This is a genomic window from Priestia sp. YIM B13486 (assembly GCF_042787865.1).
In the GTDB taxonomy this organism is placed as follows: domain Bacteria; phylum Bacillota; class Bacilli; order Bacillales; family Bacillaceae_H; genus Priestia; species Priestia megaterium.
Map to the genome: position 1 here is coordinate 72,939 of NZ_JBHZOZ010000006.1, position 19,193 is coordinate 92,131.

A 19,193-nucleotide genomic window follows, 5' to 3' on the forward strand; every position below is an offset into this window, starting at 1 on the left:
CCCAGCTTCTTTTTTTTACCTTCTTACCGTTAATCCTTTTAGTTCATCGTCTGCCATAGCCAGTTCATAGAATTCTCCCGTTTCATCATGTGCTAAAATATAATCCAACTCTTCCTGAGCAGAAGCAGTTTTTCCAAGAACAGCTAGATAGCATGCCAAGTTATAGCGAATAAAAAGATCTTCGTCTCCACTTTCTACTCTGGTTATCATAAGCGAAGCTGCTGCTTCCGTTTCACCTTCTAAATGATACGCGATACCTAAATCAGTATACATCCCTTCATACTCTTGACGCTGTTCAATCGCTTTTTGAAGAAGCTGAACAGTTTCATGATAACGTTCTGTTTTATTATACAGTTTTGCTAGTCCTGCATATATGTCAGGCTGATAAATCTCCTGTTGAAGTAATTCTTGAAAAGCTGTCTCCGATTTTTCTACCTCTTCAAGGCTACTCAAAATAAATGCCCGGTATATCTGCAAATCTATATGATACGGCTGCTGTTCAAGAAGTTTTTGAACTAAGTTTAGCGCTTCATGTGCAGCCTGTTCATTTTCATGGATATTAACGAGTATATTGGCTAAATGATAGGCAACATCAAAATCCCAGCTTTGATGCAGCGATTTTTTCAGCACGGTGATGCTATCTTCAATTAATCCTTTCTCTTCGTAAAAAGCCGCAAATGCATGCACAGCCTCTTTATTATTCGGATCCGTTTTTATAGCAAGTTCATACAGTTCAATCGTTAAGCCAAGCAGCGTAACCGTTTTTGCTTTTGCTTTGAACTTTGCTAAGCTTCGTTTGAAGATAGATCCTTGCTGCTCTTCTACGATCGAATCGGCATACTCATTTAAAGCCTCGGCTGCATTTTTAAATAACAAGCTTTTGCTGTGTTTTTCCATTTTTATCTTTTTTAAATCTGTCGTAAGCCCAGACAGTTTTTTTCCATTTGGAAAGCTAGACATGAACGTTTGAAATAGAGCGTAATCTTCCGGATTCTCACTTAGTAGCTCTGTAAGAATTGTTCTAGCTTCTTCATATCTATGCTCCATGATGAGCCATTTTGCCTGATGGTGGCGAATAGCAGGATTCTGTGGATCTAGTTCAAGCGCCTTCTCTAAATACGTTTCAGCCTGTGAAATGTCTCCTTTTAGGCGATACACATGAGCCTGGCTGTCAGCAAGCCACTGAGGCAAAACGATTTCCTTTACGCTTTTTAATACCTCTAACAGCTCTTCATACTCTTTCTCTGTTTCACAAAGTGAAGCTGCGTGCTCAACGTTTACTTCCATAGGATTCAGCTGTATCCATTGAAGCAGCCAATTCCTTTCAGCCGTTCGATTTTGTTCTTCACAAGCCATTTCAGCAAGCTTCATACAAGCGGCTTCAAATGTTTTATCAAGAGTTAAGCATTTTTGGAAGGCCTCTTTTGCTTCAGTGATGCGATTCATTGATTGATATATTTCACCTAACCGATAATATGGCAAAGCATCTTGCTTGATACGAAGCGCTTGTTGATAAAGTTTCTCACTTTTTGTTAGCTGCTTGGCTTGTTCGTATAATATGCCTAAGTAGCACATGTACAAAATCTCATTAGGGTGCTCTTGATGTTCTGCAGTTAAAAACTTAATTCCACGAGTCAGTAAAGCCGTGTCTTCTAAATAACTCGTATATGCTTCTAACACTTCAGCTAGCGCTGTTTGAGCAAAATGAATTCCTTCTTCATAAAGAGCAAATCCAAACTCTATCGTTTGGTCGTCTAGATTCTTCTCTTTTGCTGCATCCAAAAGCATGCTGCCTGCATCCAACAGGACGTCGCTGTTCGATGAAAACTTCTGCGCAATAAGCGTGAGCGTATCAACGGCCGTTAAATGTTCACCTGTTTCTAGATACGCATAAGATAAGCCCAAATACATAAGGGCATCTTCTTCTATTTTTAAGCCTTCTTTATACAGAGCAATAGCTTCTTCGTACCTTTGATTCGCGACGTATAAATCGCCTAGTCTTCCTCGAATTGTCATGTCGCTTGGGAGATGCTTCATGCCTTCTTTGAGATAGCTTTCAGCTTCGTCTGTTTTTTCTAGTTGATATTGTAGCAAATCAGCTATCGAAAGATATGGATAAGGAACAGTCGGCAAAAGCTGTTTAGCTACTTGAAATCCCCGGTAAGCTTTACGAAACTTTTTTAAATGTTCATCACAACGGGCTCTTTCAAACCAGCTGTGCGCATCTTTTGGGTTTTCTTTTAATAACGCGTCGAAAAGATTTCTGGCTTCTGCATATCTTTCTTTCTCCATTAAAATAAGTCCGTGATTGATTTGTGTATAAGATTCATCGCCATACATATTTAAGGAAATGGTCGAGCATTCAAAAGCCTTTTCCAGGTTTCCTTTGTACATATATGCAAGTGCTAAATAGCTCCAGTTCAAATGCTGCTCTACGTCTAATTGCAGGGAGCTGCGCAGTGCTTCAACAGCCTCATCATACTTCTCTTCATCCAGCGCAATTCTTCCTTTAAGATAGTGATAAAAAGAGCTATGCTTTTTGTTATCTATGTGGTGTAACAAGGAAGATGCTCCCTTACTGTCGTCAAGTTTAAAAAAGGCATATGCAGCGTGAAGCTTAAGATAATCATGATTGCTATACTTCTCTAACACATGGTTAATACACGTACGAATATAGGCTTCATGCTCTTTTCTATACAAATGCTTCATACTGTAAATAGCGGCAAATGGAACATGCTCATTTGCTTTTAGTAAAGAAACGAGATCATTAATGTGTGCCTCTTCATTCGCTTCAACTAGTTCGATTAAGTCATACAGCTGACGAATAAACACATCTTGCTCTTTAGAAAGTGAAGCGAGATCCGCTGCCGCTTTAGAAGCAACAATTGATAAAAAACCCGAATTAGCGTAATGCTGATCAAAATTTTTATATTCTACATACGTTGGACTTAGAAAATTAGCATCTTGTACATGAAAAAGTTCAAGTTCATCATCATAGCCAAATACAACTTGAACATGGGAAGCTTGTTCAAATTCCAGACTGACCAAAATAGGCAGCCCTTTGTCTAATAGTTCTTTAAACTGTTCAACTGTGCCTGTAAAAAACATCGCTGCAAAGCCAAGAGATTCAAAGTAGCTCACCGCAGTTGATAATTTGGAGCCTAACCTTCCGTAAATACGCGTCCCAATCTCATCCTGTGTTTTTTCGGTATGTAAAAGCCTTAACATCATACTCATACTAGCTGGCACGCAATAATTATCTTTTTGAACAATCGGTACAATAGGAAGCTTGATTGTACTGCATTTATCGTCTGTATTCTTTCCAATTAATTTTTGATAAGGTGAATCTTTTAAACATCGCTTAGTCGAGAGCAGATGCGTAAGCTGAGATTGCTGCTTCTGTTCAAAATAAATGTCGGCGCGCAGCAGCGTAAAAAAGTCTTGATAATCGTGATAGGGTAACTTTGAATCGATAAATTCAATCGTTTCAAGCAAGAGAGAATACTCTTTTAAATCTTTTAATCGCATCACTTTATCCATATATAAAGACGGAAGCTGTGGGTAGCGGACAATAGCCTCGTTAATTTTTTCAAGCGATTGTTTATGCTTCCCTTCATACGCATATAAGTCTGCGAGCATTGCATAGCAAAAATCTCCATTCTCCTTATATGTCGTTCCTTCTTTTAAGCAGGCTTCAGCTTTCATTCTGTCGTTGAGCTGCAAATGAAAATAGCCCCATCTGTCAGCCATACCCTTTTGATTATGGGACGTTACTTGTTTCATCCACTCAGAAGCTTCATCCACTTGTTTCATTTCTAAAAGAATTCTTACCTTTAAAAAATAGATTTTCTCAAGCTGTTCCTCTTTAACTGATTCCGTATCCAGCTGAGAAATTAATAAAGAAAGTCTATCATCAGCGTCGAGTATCTTGCCTTCTCGCAGGAGATCATCACAATAAAGAGTTACCATTCGAATCGAGCCAAATCGACGATATCCATATGTCGTTAACATTCGACTTAAACGATTTAATAAAGCTTCATCACAAAAGCGGATAAGCTCGTGCAGCTCTTCTTCCGTTTGTAAGTTTGCTAACCATTCTTTCACAATACCCGTAAGGCTCTTTGGTTGAAGGCTTTGTACTTCTTCTGTTATATACGCTACAAGATCAAATATTTGATAATGATCCACCATGCTTTTTAATTTCTGATAATTTATACTCAATTCAAAACCACCTTATTCAATAAAATAAGAACTATTGCATCTGCTGTCTATAAATTGAAGTATAAGAAATTTCAAGGATTTTTTCTAGACACAATATAAATTTAAGTATATTGACGGGTCTTTAAATAGCAAAGAGCTGTCTTTTATCATAAGACAGCTCTATAAAATCACACTTCAGCTTTCTTCAGTTTTACGCCGCCTTCAGGCTTTGGTTTAATCGCTTTTAAAACTAAAATGGCACCTACCGCACTAACCCCTAGAGACGTTTGGAACACAGCCATGTCCGACCACTTCATAAGCAATGTATAAAGGGGAGGCCCAGCTGCTACTCCTACAAAGCGCATCGAACTGTAAAGAGACGTAATGGTTCCTCTCTCTTCCTTTTCAATTCCTTCTGTAATAAGCGCATCAAGACTGGGAAGAGCTGCTCCAATTCCAATTCCACCAAGCACTAAAGTGAGTAAAATACTAAAAAGAGACGTATTAAAAAATAAAATGATGAAAGAACATGTTAACAATAAGAAGCCAAAAAAAGCAGACCACTTCATAACGATTTTATTGTTTCCAACTTTTTTCCCCGCCACAAAAGAAGAAATAGATAAAGCGAGCAAAGGAATAGCCATCACTAAACCTTTTTTCGTATTCACAATATGATAACGCTCCTCTAGTATGGTCGATAGGTAAAATAAAACACCGAATAATACAAGCATAATAATGGCGCCTAAAATAAAAATAGCCATAAGCCATCCAATATTTTCTTTGAGCGTTTTCTTCAAATCCTTCAAAAACTGCTTAATACTTTTCTTTTTTTGTTCAGATTCAGAAGAACTATCATTTTTCGGAACTTTTACTAAAAAGATAACCAAAAGAATCGAAATAAGGCAAAGAATAGGAATGAACCAAAAAGGAAGAAACCAAATCATAGCCGCTAAAAAAGCTCCCAGTATTGGGCTTAGTACTTTCCCAAACGTATTAGCTGTTTCAATTAAACCTAGTCCTTTTGTAATTTCTTGCTCGTCTTTGAACATATCTCCTACACAAGGCATCACAACAGGCATAGCTCCTGCTGAACCTATTCCTTGAATCGCGCGGCCAATTAAAATAACCCAGAAAGGATTGGCCATTTGCCATGAAGCCCAGCCTGTTAAAGCCCCTCCTACTGCAGCAAGCAGCAAACTTGGAATAATAATTTTCTTGCGGCCAAATCGATCTGATAAATAACCAGCAATCGGGATTAAAAAAATAGCGAAAATTGAATAGACCGTGATAATCATGGATACCTGCAGCGAGCTTATCTGTAGACGTTTTTCAATCACCGGCAATACCGGAATTAACATTGAATTTCCGAGGGTCATGATAAGTGGCACAGAAGCAAGAGCAAGTAAATCCAATTTTTTTCTACTTTCCATAGCGTCCTCCAAACCTTACTTCTAATTAACGTCACAATCACACGTTTTTCAATTTAAGCTTTATAAAATCTCTCGTGTTCATTGATTTTAAAGCTTAACTATCTCATTACATAAGATGATGTGTATCTATATTTTTTAGCTAAAAAGGTGATTGCTATTCATGGTTTCACTGTTCTTCTTTAATTTATTAAACTTTGTTATTTATCCCTGTTAATACTTGTAAAATCGCATATTTTTAATCCTATATATGAAGAAGCGTACGAGTATCTCCGTACGCTTCTTCATATATAGGTGTCATCTTGTTACACTACTTCACCTCGATGCCCCTCTCCATCATACATAAACTGTTTATCAATGATATGTTCGATATATATGGTTGTCAAATCACTTTTTTTCACTTGAGCTACAATTAATCCTAACGGATCGCCAATGGTGAAGCTTGTTCCATTTTGAAACATTAGCAGCTGCTCATTTAAATGCAACACGCGCTTATAAATTTGCTCTTTCTCTAGGTTGCTGCGGCTCTTTGCTGCTTCGAGCGTTGAAAATAACAAAATGATTTCTTTTCCATTTACTTGTGTACGATACATACACGATCCACTCCTTATCACCGCTTTAAAATTATGCTGACTATACTTGTATTATAAACTAAATTTTCAGTTATTTTTCATCTCATAAGAAATTTTTTTAGTTATATTTGTACTACGCCTACGTTAAATAAAAATTTAATTTTCAGAAAAGTTAAATTTTAATATTGAAATTTTATTTCTTCTTATTATATAATATAAACAATCATTTACCTCTATTGGAAATGATAATTCGAGTTTCAGCAGCATGAGGCTGCACAGTACTAGGGGGATTCAAGTTATGCAAAATGGTAAAGTAAAATGGTTCAACAATGAAAAAGGCTATGGCTTTATTGAAGTTGAAGGCGGCAGCGACGTATTTGTACATTTTTCTGCCATCCAAAGCGAAGGTTATAAATCCTTGGAAGAAGGACAAGAGGTATCTTTTGAAATTGTAGAAGGCAATAGAGGCCCGCAAGCCGCTAATGTCACTAAGCTATCATAAATAGATCTTTTTATTTTATAGTAAAAGAGACTCTTTTCCGAGTCTCTTTTTTGTTATACCTAGCGTTTGGCCTCAGTAAGCTGCTGTTCACATGTTTGAATAGACTGCATGCACTGCTGAAGAAATTGCTCGTCTACTCCTGTGCCATGAGCTTTGGCAGATTGAAGCTGTGCTTTTGCATCATTAAGCGCATTCGTTGCCTCTTCAAGCTGCTGAGGACTCATACTCATCGTAGCTGTCCCGATCATCTTTTGAGCAGATTGAATAGAAACTTCTACTTGCTTTAAATCATTATATCCTGTTGTTACTTCTTCATTTAAAAACTTATCCATTGAAAGAACACCTCCATATGGATAGAATGAAGCTGCTGCCGGCAAATTATACACGCTTACTTTTTAGTCAGCAAATCTCCATACTGCTTAATTTTTTCTCCTACGGTACACTCTTTAATACAAAACGTCTGAGCGTATGTTTTGCCCTTTTCTTTATTAAACGTTTTTTTTACAAAACAATCACTACAGTAGTAATCCAATAACTCCGTTACTTCTTCTAATAATTGTTTACGTTCCACTCTCGTTCATCTCCATTTCGTTCTGTGTGTTACACTTGCTTCCTGCTAGCAATTGGTATCCCTTGAAGAGCTTGAGTAGCAAGCTGATCAGCCTCTTCATTTTCCTTCCTTGAAATAGGCTCATATACCGGCCGGATACCAAGCTCCTGCATTTTATCTTCTATTCGATCTAAGTACCGATTAAACTCTTCTTCGAAACAGGGCCACTCCCCAGCCAGCTGATTTAATACAACCTGAGAGTCACCTCTAAACGTTACCGGTATATGATGAACACCAAGTTCCTCAAGCTCTTGTATTAAATAATAAAAAGCAGCATACTCTGCCTCATTATTTGATTCAATCTCTTGCAGCCTTGAGTTGCGTCGTATTCGGTAAGAGTTGTTGTTCTGTTTAAAATAAATCACAACCCCAAGCCCCGCTAGGAGCGTATCATGTTCATAGCCTCCGTCAAAATATGCCACAATATCGTGAGGCTCTGTCTGTACTTCCTGTAAGAGCTTTTTCGCTTCTTTTACAGTCCATTTTTGCTGCTGCTCATCAAGTAGAAAAATTTCCTTCGTTCGACCTGTTTTTTCTAAATCACCCACAATCATTAGCGCCTCATTCGCATCTGTGAAATCGGATGTGAAAATTAACTGTTTATGTTTCGAGGATTTATAATGCCATTCAATTTGGAAATTCATAACGAGCATTCCTTTCATCAGCAATTTTGAATTCAACACTTTTTCTGCTTTTTTGTATTTTATCTTCTATTATGTCTTTTCATGACAGTTTTCTTACCTAATAAGCGGATTTTAGCGTTTATACGTGCTAATATAAAATAGCTGAAGTACTTATGATACAATACTATTGATGAAAAAACATGGTTTAAGCTTATATTGTTTTAACAAGGAGGCTGTATGATGATTGAAGTTTATATAGACGGAGCCACTGCTGGTAACCCTGGTCCTTCTGGAGCTGGTATTTTAATTAAAGGAAATGGTGAACATCATCGTTACGCTATTGCTCTTGGGACAATGACGAATCATGAAGCAGAGTACCATGCACTTCTTCATGCATTAAAAATTTGTTTAGAAAAAAAGTATACGAGCGTATCTTTTCGAACGGACTCTCAGCTAGTAGACCGCGCAATGAACCAAGAATACGTTAAAAATAGAGCGTTTGCTCCTTTACTGGAAGAAGCGCTCAAATTGTCCAGTCAATTTGAGTTATTTTTTATAAAGTGGATCCCTAGCTCTCAAAACGCAGGTGCTGATCAGCTGGCCAGACAAGCCATTAATCAAAAAGAAGCAGGAATGTAATCCTGCTTAAATCATACCTGATGACTTTAAATATTGAATGGCTTGTTTTTGATTGCTAATACGATTTGATGTCAAATTCTCGAGGAGCGATACAAAAAAACTGCCGTCAAATTCTTTTTGTACTTTTAGTGTCCATTCAATTGTAAATATGACCATCTCGTCAGCTGCACGCGTATACTGCTGACCAAATGAAATAAATCCACGTGCATCTTCTGCTAAATGAAAGCCTTTTTCTTCAAGATAAAGAAGATACTCTTCAACGGTTTGAGCTGTTTTTGTCACTTTTTCGTCCCATCCTTTTGCAAAGGTTCTTCTTTATCTTAGCTTACTTTTGGCTATTTGACTATGATTTCCCTTCTAAAAAATAGCCAATCGCTCCAAGTGCTACTCCTAAAATGGCTCCGCCAATTACTTCTTCGGGCTGATGCCCAAGCATTTCTTTCAAGCGCTGTTCCGTCAAATCGTGAAAGCCTCCGTCTGGAAGACCCGCAAGCTTTTCAATTTCTTCATCTAACGTATTCACTTTAATAGTAATTTCGCCAGTCTGCCTTCGAATTCCTTGTGCATCATACATCACAATAATTCCAAAAACAGATGCTAACGCAAAATCAATCGTAGAAACACCTCTTTTTAACGCTACATAGGTCGCTAAAGAAGATACGCCGGCTGAATGAGAGCTTGGCATTCCACCCGACGCAGCAATCATCCGCATATCCCATTTTCCTGTTTGATACTTTTTAATGGGGATTTTTAAGGCTTGGGCTAAACCGATTGATGAAAGAGCAATGACAATTCCTTTATTCATATTGCTTCACCTCATCTATAGTTTGCGATGGATTGACATCTCGTACCCAAGCAAATATTGCCCAACAAAAAACGCCGGGCTAATCTGCTGACAGAGCAGACTAATCCCGGCGCTTTTGGAAACAGTTCTGTTATTTTTTACGCTTTTTTTGTGCAGCATTATTCATTTTGGCAGATTCAACTTCAGCATAAGAGCCGAATTCTTGGCCATATTGATTATTTGCACTTTTATTAGCTTCTAACTTCTTGTTAACAGAATTGTTTTGGTTTTGTTGCACGTTGAACTCAGAAGCAAACTCCCCAGCATAAGTGTCATTTGCACTTTTTGCACGCTTTGCTTTTTGAGCCTGATTTGCTTTAAACTCAGAAGAGAACTCTTGGTTATAATTATGCTTTGCATTGTTATTCGCTTGCGCATTTTTATTACCTAATTTTTGACGACCCATCGCTATCTCCTCCTATTTGTACCTCGTTGGTACACTATTAGTATGGATCAAGCGGCACGTCATATCCTGTTCAAATTAAGGTAAAAACACCAGAGCTTAGCACGTTTATATTCTTGCTACGTACTCTTTAACCATTTCTTCTGTCACTACTTTACGGCCTGGAATGATGGTATATTTTTGAGACAGCTCATTAATTTCTGCTGTTACAGCATTAATACCGTCTACAGAAAAGGGTTTCCCTTCTTTGCAAAGAAGCACAGCTGCTTCAATAGCTTGCTCGCGTCGAGCTTCTAAGCTTGCAAAAGCACGTACTAATTCGTGTTGTTTTTTAGAATGGGCTGAAATTTCTTTATGTACACTCATGTTCGTTCCTCCATTATATTATGCTGATTTAGTAAAAATAAGTTAATGTCCTCATAACTGATTTGCTTTTCCGGTAATTCTTTTAAGCTTTTTTCTATCGCTGCAGCTTCTTTCTTAATGCTGTCCAAAAAGTTTTTCATCTTTACATTAAAAGCAACTTTCCCGCTTATCTTGCACTGTACAAATTGCTCAATGATGGATTGCTGCCTATCGTCGAGATTTGCCTGCTTACATAAATCGGCAAATAAAATGACAGGGAAACTGCGCTGCTTTACTACTACTTTCAGTGATAAAAATGCACGAATCAGTTGAAGCATCACTTTTATATCCTCTATTGTAACAGAAGATGTCAGATTTCTTTTACTATTTGTCGTTAAAATTTTAAAATAATGATACCCCAATGCTTTTAAGGAATATGAGTGAGCCATCATTTGCCGCAATGGCTCAGCAAACGATGGCTTCTGATAATAAACAAAAGGCGACCATAGCCACTCATAAAGCGAAGGGTTTGATTTTGTAAACAAATAAATGGTTTTGTACAAATCCCACCCTTGCATATCATAATTGCCTTCTGCTACATTAATGACCTCTTGAGGTCTATTGAGATGAAGATAGCGTGATGCTTTATACTTGTATATAAAGCGGACGTCAAAATCACTCGCTAACGTGTCGAGTCCGTAAGCACGGCTGCCTGATTCACATGCAAACAAAATTTCCACATTATATTCTTTTTCAATTTCCTGTAACCGTTTATTTATGTGTGTAGACATAAAAATTAATGACCCTTTCTTTCCTCCAATACATGTTCTAGCACCGTCATTGTACTTACCAATTCTTGAATTGGAAATTCTTCAGACACGGCCGCTTGCAGCTGTTTGTAATAATCATACCATTCTTCAGATACAGACTGTTTATGCGCTAGAACGTACTGATTCACTAAATGGGTATAGTGTGAATGAAGAGCGGCTTCTTCTTTCGCAATGTAGTGATTAACATCCGGCTTAATACGTTCTAGTAAAGCAGCGTGAAGCTTTACTTTCTCATTTTTTTCAAAAAAGCTTTTATTGTTTTTATACAGTGAAAGTTCTTTTTGATACGATTCATTCTCATCAAATTGATGACTTGTCACAACTTCACTGCCATTTGGAGGCTCTAACGAGTTCAGCGTTGGAGTAAACGTCGGTTCATAGCGATGTAGCTTTGTAATGATCATTCGATGCCAGTCTTCGATTAATTTTACGATGTATTTTTCGATTCGCAAAGTGGTCGCACGCACTTCTTGCGTTGCATCGAAGGAAATAGACGTTAACAACTCCTGCAAACAAAGGCGCAGCTGCTTTTGCTTTTCACCTCGATCATCCCTTAAGTTTGCCGGACTGAAGGCTTCTTTAAAGAAGTCATCGTACCTCACAAACAGACGTTTTTTTACATAAAATAAGAGCTCTTCTAATTCTCGGTCTAACTGCTGTTGTTCATATTCAAAATGAATTTCATGCAGTTTTGCTGCTACCTGCTCATTTTTTATGTGAAGAGATTGAATGTATCGCTTTTTATCCACTTCTGATTTTGTTTGCACCTGTTTCATTTCATTGGAAACTGCTAAAATTTGTTCGAAATCTGCATAGACACTTTGGATAGCAAGCTCTGGTAATTCATAATTTATGAAGCGGTAAAACGCATTTTTGAATGGCAGAAACATTTTATCCTCGTGGTTTTGCAAAGCCTGCAAGCTTGATACCGGGTATAAGCGCGGAAAACGTATACCATACTGTTCAAGCTGTTCTTTTACATAGGTCTGAACTAACTGCAGCTCTGTATCCGAGCTGGCTAGGTCCGCTGCATTTACTAAGAAAAACATTTTATCAAGCGCAAATACATCTTTTACACGGCCAAGCTGAATAAGAAATTCGCGGTCAGCTTTTGAAAACGCATGATTATAATATGTTACAAATAAAATGGCGTCTGCATTTTTGATATACTCAAAAGCTACTCCAGTGTGTCTCGCATTGATTGAATCAGCTCCGGGTGTATCAACGAGCGTAATGCCTAAGCGAGTAAATTCACAGTCATAATACAGGTTAATAAATTGAACAAAACACGCTTTTTCTTCTTTGGCTACATAATCATGAAATCCTTCTGTATCTACCACTACTTCTGAACCGATATGCTGCTTGACTTCGCCGTAGCCTTTTTCTACTGCCTGTAAGAACGACAAATGCAGCTGCAGCTCTTCTGTTGCCTGCAGAGTTGGAATAATTGTTAACGCTTCGTCAATTGATTCTACTTCATGGTGAAACAGCTTAAGTGCACCATTTAAATCTTGGATCATCTGCTCGTTTGTTTTCATTTGCACAACAGCTGTTTTATGCGGCCGTTTTTCTGTTGGAGGCATAATTTTATTGATGGTTGCTGTTGTTGGGTTCGGAGATACTGGAAGTAATCTTTCTCCAATCAACGCATTAGCAAAAGATGACTTACCGGCACTGAATGCTCCGAATAAAGCTACAGTAAACGTTTGATTTGATAGCTTTTTACGCTTTTCTTGAAGCCTGGTAATAAAGCGGTCTAACTTTCCAAATGAACGGAGCTGTTCGAGAACAGCTGATACATCTTGAAGAACCTTTTCCGTTCCTGTTTCATGCACAGCTTCCTCAGGCTGTGAAACTAACTGCTGCTCACTCACAGCTTCTTGCTTTTCTTCAGCTTTCATGATGCCTGTTTCATATTCTTCTTGTAACATATATGACAACTCGTTTGTATCTTCTGCCGTTAGGTCGTCATCAGTTTGCTGTAAAGATTGAAGCAAAGCTTTTGTACGTGCCAATTTTGATTTCATTTCCTGAAGAGATGTATATGCTTCTTCAAATACTTCACATTCCTGCAAGTGTTGATAAATTTTTTTACGCTTTACTTCATCTTGCTCGATTTTGCTCTGTTCAATTTGCGCATAAAGCTCGTATAATAATCGCGTCGCTTTTTTCTTAATATGATCGGCTACATCTTTTGCGTATGTTAAAACATAATCACCATTAATCGTAGCTCCTGCCTTTACGGTTTCAATTAAATCATACGGCTCTAACGGAATTTCAAACTGCTGAACCTGGCGTATAAGATCCGGATAGGTAAGATTTTGATTTTTCACCAGCTCTTGCACATATTGCTGCAAGTGCCACTGCAGCTGAGAAGCTGCTCGTTCTTTCATATCATCAAAAAATAACGTCAGCCGCTCTTTTTTTACTTCCTCGGTCTTTTTCTTAGCAAATAAAAGACCTACTTTAAAATCAGGCTTTGTCGTTTCTAAAAACAGCCTAGCTTTTTCTCTCATTTCATATGGTGTTAAATTAGCGTTGCTTAGTATCTTACCTGTTTCTTGTTGATACGTTTCTGCTAGCTGCTTTTCAGCACGCCTTATTTCCGCTTCTTTTTCGAGAAGCTGCTCTTTTTGCTGCTTATTCATTTCACGATTCTCAAGCGTCAGCTTATGGCGCAGCTCGTCATGAATCGTTAACTTTTCTTCTTCTTGGTCTTCAATAAAGGCAAGGTGATCGTCAATTAACATTTGCATCGCATGTTGAATATGCTGATGTCGGTTTTCTTTTTCCGTCATCATAGCAAGTAATAGAGATTTTACGTACGAAAGGTCATTATGACGGTTGGTTGGCTCTTTTAACGACGTATAGAAAATTCCTTCTGGTCTCACATTCCACTTTAAAAATGACGTTTCTACAGATTCTTTAAATGCTTGGAATGTTAGCTGATCTTCTTGGTGTTTATCGATTTGATTTACAATTAAATAAAGCGTTTTATTAGCTTCTTGCAGCTGTTTTGCAAATTGAAGATTTAATTCTGCCTGCACATGATTATAATCCATTACGTAGAAAATAACGTCCGCTAAGTGAAGAGCTGACTCGGTCGATACACGATGTGCATCATCTGTTGAATCAATTCCTGGTGTGTCCATCACCACAACATTTTTAGGAATAGCATCTGTATCTATCGATAAATGAATGGACTCTACTTCATCTCCATCCACAGCAAACTGCTTAATTTGCTCATACTCATAAGGTGCTTCATAACGCACCGGCGGCTGTTTGCGATAATAAACGGTTGCATGCTCATCCCCTGCTTTTACTGATACTAAGTTTGCGCTTGTTGGAATAGGACTTGCAGGCAAAATTGCTTGCCCCATTAATTCGTTAATCATGCTCGATTTTCCAGCCGAAAAATGTCCGCAAAATGCTACAACAAATTCGCCGTTCACCCACTTTTTTAACAGCTGTATTGCTTTTGCTGCCTGCTGTTCATCTCCAGCTGCTTGAAATTGCTTATGTAAATGAAAAAGAGATGCTTCCAATCGGAGATTTTCTTGATGTTTCACACTCACTTTACCCATTATTACTCTACCCCTTTTGCCTCATTCAAGACTGTATTTAAATGTGCTCTATCCATCTTCATTTCTGCTTATTCTTTCTCTATTTTACTTGATTCGCATGCGTTTTCCCATAAAAAACTGAATTTTTAGTTACAAAAACAATAAAAAAAGCTGTCAATAATTTGACAGCTTTTTTTATTCATCGCATGTATGTTACGCCTTTTGGGCTTTTTCAATATTTTTCATTACATACGTTGTGACGCCAACATATGTAGCAAGTGCTCCGATCACAAAAAGACTAACCATTACGTCCACCACCGTTTCTACTTGATGAAATTGATAATCTTTATCATTTGTTTCATCTTATCATGAAAGATAATCATTTTCAATTAGTTTTAAGATTTTTTTACAGGAAAGAAACTTCCCCTGTTTTGCATCACTTCGCCGTAATTTGTTTCATTCGTTAACGTTTGCTCTTCTAAGGGAATTCTGACGGCTAATATACACAAATTGAAAACAGAAAAAATAGCTAACGTCCAGTATGCCTGAAACATAAGCGGAACTAACACCAATTCTGCCGCTACTACTGTATAGTTAGGGTGCTTCATAAAACGATAAGGACCTCTTAGCACAACCTTCGCATTAGGCAAAACGATAATTTTTGTATTCCAATACTTTCCTAACGAAGAAATAGCCCATATTCTTGCAAGTTGCACAAGCGCAAAAAAGCTAAACAACAAAAAAGAAAAGTGATACATTCCATCGTTTAACACATACACTTCCGTAAAAAGAGCAGCAAAAAAAGCGGCATGCATGCTTACCATCCATTTGTAGTGACTTTGACCAGCTTCGTATGCTCCCTGCTTCTTCATCCAAGCTTCATTTCTTTTGGCAATAACCAATTCACATAGACGCTGTAAGATAATAAATACAAAAAAGCTATAAAAAAACAATCGCTTTACCTCCACTCTAATAGAAGCATTTCAGAACTAAATCCAGGGCCAAGAGCTGTTAATAAACCATATTCTTTACTCGGAATTTCTTTCTTCATAAAGCGGTCTAGCACATACAAAACGGTTGCCGAAGACATGTTTCCATGGTTTTTAAGTACATCTAGGGAATCAGCAATCATATTTTCGTTTAACGACAGCGTTGATACATATGCTTCAAGCACTTTTTTCCCTCCAGGATGAGCAACAAAATGCTTCAAATCGCGACTGGTCAAATGCTGAGTTTGTAAAAATGACTCAACTTCTCCGCCTAACCACGAATCGATAATCGTGGGAATGTCTTTTGAAAAGACAACAAATAGTCCATCATTTTTAATCTCCCACCCCATTACATCTTCTGAATTGGGCATGAGCGTCGATTGTGTATGTAAAATGTTAGGATAGCTTTTTGCAAGAGCAAAAGTGGTATCAGCTTCGTCACCTGCGACTAAAGCAGCCGCTACTCCATCTGCAAATAAAGACGTACCAATTAAGTTGCTTTTTGAACGATCATTTCGCTGAAAAGTTAAACTGCAAAGCTCAATGGATAAAACAAGGACTTTGGCACGCGGAAAGGCTTTGCAATACTCATAAGCTCTTGAAAGCCCAGACGCTCCTCCAGCACACCCTAATCCCCAAATAGGAATTCTTTTTGTATGGTCTGAGAACGCAAGGTTATTCATAATTCGCGCTTCAATGCTAGGCGTAGCTAAACCGCTTGTTGAAACATAAAAAACAGCCTCAATTTCTCCACACGGCAAAGGGGTACTTACATGGTTCTTATTTGTTAAGCAGTCTTCAATTGCTTTTGTACCTAATTCAACAGCAGATTCTATAAAAGCATCATTTTTTTCTTCGAATGTATGGTCTTCTTGAAACCAAGATAAGTCTTTGGCAAAATTACGTTTCTCAATTTGACCATTTTGAAAAACGGTTAGCAGACGATTAATATCTTTAAATGATTCGGAAAAAAGTTCTTTTGCAAATAGCAGCGTGTCTTGCTGAGTTAATTCGTAAGGGGGAACTCCAAATCCAACCGAGATAATCTTTGGCATACACTTCACCTCTTTGATTGCGTTACATTTAACATTTGTAATAGCTGGGGATTTATTCAATTCTTTTTTAGTGGAATGGAGGCGAAACATAAAAAAAACTTTCCTGTAACTCAGGAAAGTCTACGTTTTGAAGAAGTGTATGTTTGTTGTGCACTTTTATTATAGCGCAAATAATCTGAATGTACAGATACAATTTATGGATTGACGAAAATAAGTGCTTATTTTTTATGAAAAGAAAATGGACATATAGATTTCATCTACATATTCATTGTTGAAATAAGCTTGTTCTTTCATAACGCCTTCTTGTTCAAATCCTACCTTTTTATACAATTCGTATGCCACTTTATTCGAAGCAAACACAGTTAAAGAAAGTTTATGAAGATGATTTTCTTTGCACCAGTTTAGCGTATAATTCATAAACTGTTTTCCTATTCCCATTCCCTGTGCTTTTGAAATAAGCCATGTACGGAAGAGCCCCGTGTGGCGCTTCATTTTAATTTCGCCTCTAAGAACACGTGCAATTCCAAGCACTTCACCTTCGACTTCAGCTACAACGTACATGTGATTGTTCTTTTCTACTAATGCAATAAAATCTTGCTCTTCTTCGACTGTACGCGGCTCATCTTTTTGAATAAATTCCCCAGCCTCAATAATTTCTCTTACCGCTGTTGTAATATGCTCTGCATCGCTGGCCTGTGCAGGGCGAATAGTGACTTCACGTCCGTCTTTTGCTTTAAATTTCACTATGTTTTTCTCTGCTGTAATCATCTATATCAACTCCTATATTTTTCACCATTCAGTACTACTATTTTGGTTCTAGCTTGGGTAATTTATCAGTGGTAAAGTTCTGCTTTTTATTTCATCTAACAAGCAATCATGTGCATTTGTTGTATTACCCACGCTTTAAACAAAGCTAAACCATTTTTGAAATACTTATTCTTGCACAGACATTCTAGAAATGCAATTAATTGCGTTAAAGAACTATTATTCCAAATTTTCTTTACAAAAGTGCATAAAAAAGAGGCTGGGACACAACGAAACACATGAAAGCTACGTCCATCTCCACAACAAAAAAATACGAACTAACAACCAATAATTTTGATTATTAGTTGCTAGTTCGTATTTCATTTCGAATAAAATATTTTCGTCCCAGTCTCTACTTTTTATTAAAGTCCCATTGAGATATATTTTACTTCTAAATAATCTTCAATGCCGTAATGACTTCCTTCGCGTCCAAGACCACTTTCTTTAAAGCCGCCGAATGGAGCTTGAGCTGCAGATGGAGAGCCATCATTTACTCCTACAATGCCGTATTCTAGCTCTTCAGATACAAACGTTGCTTCTTTAATGTTTTCTGTAAATACGTAAGCGGCTAAACCATAAGGGCTATTGTTTGCTCGTTCTACGGCTTCTTCTACTGTTTTGAATGTTGCTACAGGTGCCAATGGTCCAAACGTTTCTTCAAACATGCAATTCATGTCATCAGTTACATTTGTAATAATTGTCGGCTCCATAAAGAAGCCTTTTTTAGTTGTTATAGCTTGTCCGCCAACCACAACTTTAGCTCCTTTACTTTTTGCATCCGCAATTTGTGCTTTTACTTTCTCAACCGCTTTGTCGTTAATTAACGGTCCAACTTGTGTACCTTCTTCTAATCCATTTCCTACTGTTAATTCCGCCGCTTTTGCTACAAATTTTTCAACAAAAGCATCTGCAATGGATTCTTGTACATATACGCGGTTTGTGCAGATGCACGTTTGACCTGCGTTGACAAACTTAGAAGCAATTACGCCGTTTACAGCAGCGTCTAAATCTGCATTTTCTGTTACGATAAACGGTGCGTGACCGCCTAATTCCAGCGATAATTTTTTCACAGTATCCGCAGCACCGCGCATTAAATGTTTACCAACCGCTGTTGAACCAGTAAATGTTAATTTGCGAATGCGTCCGTCTTTTTGCCATGTGTCACCAATAGCTGCTGCATCTCCAGTAACAACATTGATCACACCTTTTGGAACTCCCGCTTCTTCTGCGAGCTCTACTAAACGATATGCTGTAAATGGTGTTTCTTCAGATGGTTTTAGAACAATTGTACATCCTGCTGCAAGAGCTGGGGCCACTTTACGCGTAATCATTGCTGCAGGGAAGTTCCATGGTGTAATAGCTGCTACAACGCCGACAGGCTGTTTTTTAACCGTAATACGTTTATGCGTATGATGAGCTGGAATCGTTTCACCGTATACACGCTTTCCTTCTTCAGCAAACCAAGCAATATAATCATTACCATACTGCACTTCACCTTTTGCTTCTGCAAATGGTTTGCCTTGTTCCATTGTCATAATTTCTGCTAGTTCATCTTTATGATTTTCAATTAGTTGATGCCATCTCATTAAAATAGCACTGCGCTCTTGAGCGGTTCTTTTCGACCATGTTTTAAAAGCTGCAGCCGCTGCATCAGCGGCAAGTGCTGCTTCCTTTGCGCCTGCCTTTGGAATTTGTCCTATTACTTCTTTTGTTGCTGGATTAATCACATCAATTTTCTCTTCTGTTGTTGTCCATTCACCGTTAATATATAGTTTGTTTGGATACAT

Annotated in this window: 18 protein-coding genes; 2 read left to right on the top strand and 16 right to left on the bottom strand. The window is 37.8% G+C overall.

Annotation, left to right across the window (positions count from 1 at the left end):
- Positions 1 to 15: 15 nt before the first annotated feature.
- The 3 genes from ACFX4G_RS16915 to ACFX4G_RS16925 form a co-directional block, all read right to left on the bottom strand.
- Positions 16 to 4,221 carry a tetratricopeptide repeat protein gene (locus ACFX4G_RS16915; RefSeq protein WP_377575808.1) on the bottom strand — a complete coding sequence of 1,402 codons (4,206 nt, stop codon included), beginning with the start codon at positions 4,219 to 4,221 and terminating at the stop codon, positions 16 to 18.
- A 167-nt stretch (positions 4,222 to 4,388) separates the two neighbouring features.
- Positions 4,389 to 5,630 (bottom strand): bacillibactin exporter BcbE, encoded by a 1,242-nt coding sequence (gene bcbE / locus ACFX4G_RS16920; RefSeq protein ID WP_013082387.1) that lies wholly within the window; start codon positions 5,628 to 5,630, stop codon positions 4,389 to 4,391.
- A 302-nt stretch (positions 5,631 to 5,932) separates the two neighbouring features.
- Positions 5,933 to 6,220 (bottom strand): hypothetical protein, encoded by a 288-nt coding sequence (locus ACFX4G_RS16925; RefSeq protein ID WP_013082386.1) that lies wholly within the window; start codon positions 6,218 to 6,220, stop codon positions 5,933 to 5,935.
- A 277-nt stretch (positions 6,221 to 6,497) separates the two neighbouring features.
- On the opposite strand from ACFX4G_RS16925, the gene cspD reads away from it, so the two are divergent.
- The gene (gene cspD, locus ACFX4G_RS16930) at positions 6,498 to 6,701 is read left to right on the top strand and encodes a cold-shock protein CspD (protein WP_013056175.1); all 204 of its coding nucleotides are present in this window, start codon (positions 6,498 to 6,500) and stop codon (positions 6,699 to 6,701) included.
- A gap of 59 nt (positions 6,702 to 6,760) precedes the next feature.
- Here cspD and ACFX4G_RS16935 read toward each other — a convergent pair whose 3' ends face one another.
- From ACFX4G_RS16935 to ACFX4G_RS16945, 3 genes are read right to left on the bottom strand one after another with little or no spacing between them, the layout of a single operon-like run.
- Positions 6,761 to 7,033 (bottom strand): DUF2564 family protein, encoded by a 273-nt coding sequence (locus ACFX4G_RS16935; RefSeq protein ID WP_029324153.1) that lies wholly within the window; start codon positions 7,031 to 7,033, stop codon positions 6,761 to 6,763.
- A 56-nt stretch (positions 7,034 to 7,089) separates the two neighbouring features.
- Positions 7,090 to 7,272: a zinc-finger domain-containing protein gene (locus ACFX4G_RS16940; protein ID WP_013056173.1), complete on the bottom strand. Its 183-nt coding sequence runs from the start codon at positions 7,270 to 7,272 to the stop codon at positions 7,090 to 7,092.
- Between the two features lie 29 nt (positions 7,273 to 7,301).
- Positions 7,302 to 7,955 (bottom strand): ribonuclease H family protein, encoded by a 654-nt coding sequence (locus ACFX4G_RS16945; protein WP_016763503.1) that lies wholly within the window; start codon positions 7,953 to 7,955, stop codon positions 7,302 to 7,304.
- A gap of 219 nt (positions 7,956 to 8,174) precedes the next feature.
- Between ACFX4G_RS16945 and ACFX4G_RS16950 the strand changes: the two genes are divergently transcribed.
- The gene (locus tag ACFX4G_RS16950; protein WP_377575812.1) at positions 8,175 to 8,573 is read left to right on the top strand and encodes a reverse transcriptase-like protein; all 399 of its coding nucleotides are present in this window, start codon (positions 8,175 to 8,177) and stop codon (positions 8,571 to 8,573) included.
- A 6-nt stretch (positions 8,574 to 8,579) separates the two neighbouring features.
- Here ACFX4G_RS16950 and ACFX4G_RS16955 read toward each other — a convergent pair whose 3' ends face one another.
- From ACFX4G_RS16955 to ACFX4G_RS17000, 10 genes are all read right to left on the bottom strand, one after another.
- Positions 8,580 to 8,855 carry a DUF6123 family protein gene (locus ACFX4G_RS16955; RefSeq protein ID WP_013082383.1) on the bottom strand — a complete coding sequence of 92 codons (276 nt, stop codon included), beginning with the start codon at positions 8,853 to 8,855 and terminating at the stop codon, positions 8,580 to 8,582.
- A 61-nt stretch (positions 8,856 to 8,916) separates the two neighbouring features.
- Positions 8,917 to 9,378, bottom strand: coding sequence for a divergent PAP2 family protein (locus ACFX4G_RS16960; protein WP_013056169.1), 462 nt, complete (start codon positions 9,376 to 9,378; stop codon positions 8,917 to 8,919).
- A gap of 130 nt (positions 9,379 to 9,508) precedes the next feature.
- Positions 9,509 to 9,823, bottom strand: a complete 315-nt coding sequence (locus ACFX4G_RS16965) for a hypothetical protein (RefSeq protein ID WP_013056168.1) — start codon at positions 9,821 to 9,823, stop codon at positions 9,509 to 9,511.
- A gap of 105 nt (positions 9,824 to 9,928) precedes the next feature.
- Positions 9,929 to 10,186, bottom strand: coding sequence for a DUF2533 family protein (locus ACFX4G_RS16970; protein ID WP_013082381.1), 258 nt, complete (start codon positions 10,184 to 10,186; stop codon positions 9,929 to 9,931).
- Complete coding sequence (locus ACFX4G_RS16975; RefSeq protein WP_377575815.1) at positions 10,183 to 10,956, bottom strand: nucleotidyltransferase domain-containing protein; 774 nt, start codon at positions 10,954 to 10,956, stop codon at positions 10,183 to 10,185. The genes ACFX4G_RS16970 and ACFX4G_RS16975 overlap by 4 nt, the downstream gene beginning before the upstream one ends.
- A gap of 5 nt (positions 10,957 to 10,961) precedes the next feature.
- Complete coding sequence (locus ACFX4G_RS16980; RefSeq protein ID WP_377575818.1) at positions 10,962 to 14,579, bottom strand: dynamin family protein; 3,618 nt, start codon at positions 14,577 to 14,579, stop codon at positions 10,962 to 10,964.
- A 374-nt stretch (positions 14,580 to 14,953) separates the two neighbouring features.
- Entirely contained in the window at positions 14,954 to 15,511 is a 558-nt protein-coding gene (locus ACFX4G_RS16985; protein WP_377575821.1) for an isoprenylcysteine carboxyl methyltransferase family protein, read from the bottom strand.
- Positions 15,512 to 15,516: 5 nt separating this feature from the next.
- Positions 15,517 to 16,602 carry a type III polyketide synthase gene (locus ACFX4G_RS16990; protein ID WP_377575824.1) on the bottom strand — a complete coding sequence of 362 codons (1,086 nt, stop codon included), beginning with the start codon at positions 16,600 to 16,602 and terminating at the stop codon, positions 15,517 to 15,519.
- A gap of 225 nt (positions 16,603 to 16,827) precedes the next feature.
- Positions 16,828 to 17,370, bottom strand: a complete 543-nt coding sequence (locus ACFX4G_RS16995; protein WP_230184563.1) for a GNAT family N-acetyltransferase — start codon at positions 17,368 to 17,370, stop codon at positions 16,828 to 16,830.
- 398 nt (positions 17,371 to 17,768) lie between these two features.
- Complete coding sequence (locus ACFX4G_RS17000; RefSeq protein ID WP_377575828.1) at positions 17,769 to 19,193, bottom strand: NAD-dependent succinate-semialdehyde dehydrogenase; 1,425 nt, start codon at positions 19,191 to 19,193, stop codon at positions 17,769 to 17,771.

Coding starts and splice junctions, on each gene's coding strand:
- ACFX4G_RS16925 (WP_013082386.1), bottom strand. CDS start 6,220: ATGTATCGTACACAAGTAAATGGAAAAGAAATCATTTTGTTATTTTCA.
- ACFX4G_RS16980 (WP_377575818.1), bottom strand. CDS start 14,579: ATGGGTAAAGTGAGTGTGAAACATCAAGAAAATCTCCGATTGGAAGCA.
- cspD (WP_013056175.1), top strand. CDS start 6,498: ATGCAAAATGGTAAAGTAAAATGGTTCAACAATGAAAAAGGCTATGGC.
- ACFX4G_RS16995 (WP_230184563.1), bottom strand. CDS start 17,370: ATGATTACAGCAGAGAAAAACATAGTGAAATTTAAAGCAAAAGACGGA.
- ACFX4G_RS16975 (WP_377575815.1), bottom strand. CDS start 10,956: ATGTCTACACACATAAATAAACGGTTACAGGAAATTGAAAAAGAATAT.
- ACFX4G_RS16945 (WP_016763503.1), bottom strand. CDS start 7,955: ATGAATTTCCAAATTGAATGGCATTATAAATCCTCGAAACATAAACAG.
- ACFX4G_RS16970 (WP_013082381.1), bottom strand. CDS start 10,186: ATGAGTGTACATAAAGAAATTTCAGCCCATTCTAAAAAACAACACGAA.
- ACFX4G_RS16990 (WP_377575824.1), bottom strand. CDS start 16,602: ATGCCAAAGATTATCTCGGTTGGATTTGGAGTTCCCCCTTACGAATTA.
- ACFX4G_RS17000 (WP_377575828.1), bottom strand. CDS start 19,193: ATGTATCCAAACAAACTATATATTAACGGTGAATGGACAACAACAGAA.
- ACFX4G_RS16960 (WP_013056169.1), bottom strand. CDS start 9,378: ATGAATAAAGGAATTGTCATTGCTCTTTCATCAATCGGTTTAGCCCAA.
- ACFX4G_RS16965 (WP_013056168.1), bottom strand. CDS start 9,823: ATGGGTCGTCAAAAATTAGGTAATAAAAATGCGCAAGCGAATAACAAT.
- bcbE (WP_013082387.1), bottom strand. CDS start 5,630: ATGGAAAGTAGAAAAAAATTGGATTTACTTGCTCTTGCTTCTGTGCCA.
- ACFX4G_RS16935 (WP_029324153.1), bottom strand. CDS start 7,033: ATGGATAAGTTTTTAAATGAAGAAGTAACAACAGGATATAATGATTTA.
- ACFX4G_RS16950 (WP_377575812.1), top strand. CDS start 8,175: ATGATTGAAGTTTATATAGACGGAGCCACTGCTGGTAACCCTGGTCCT.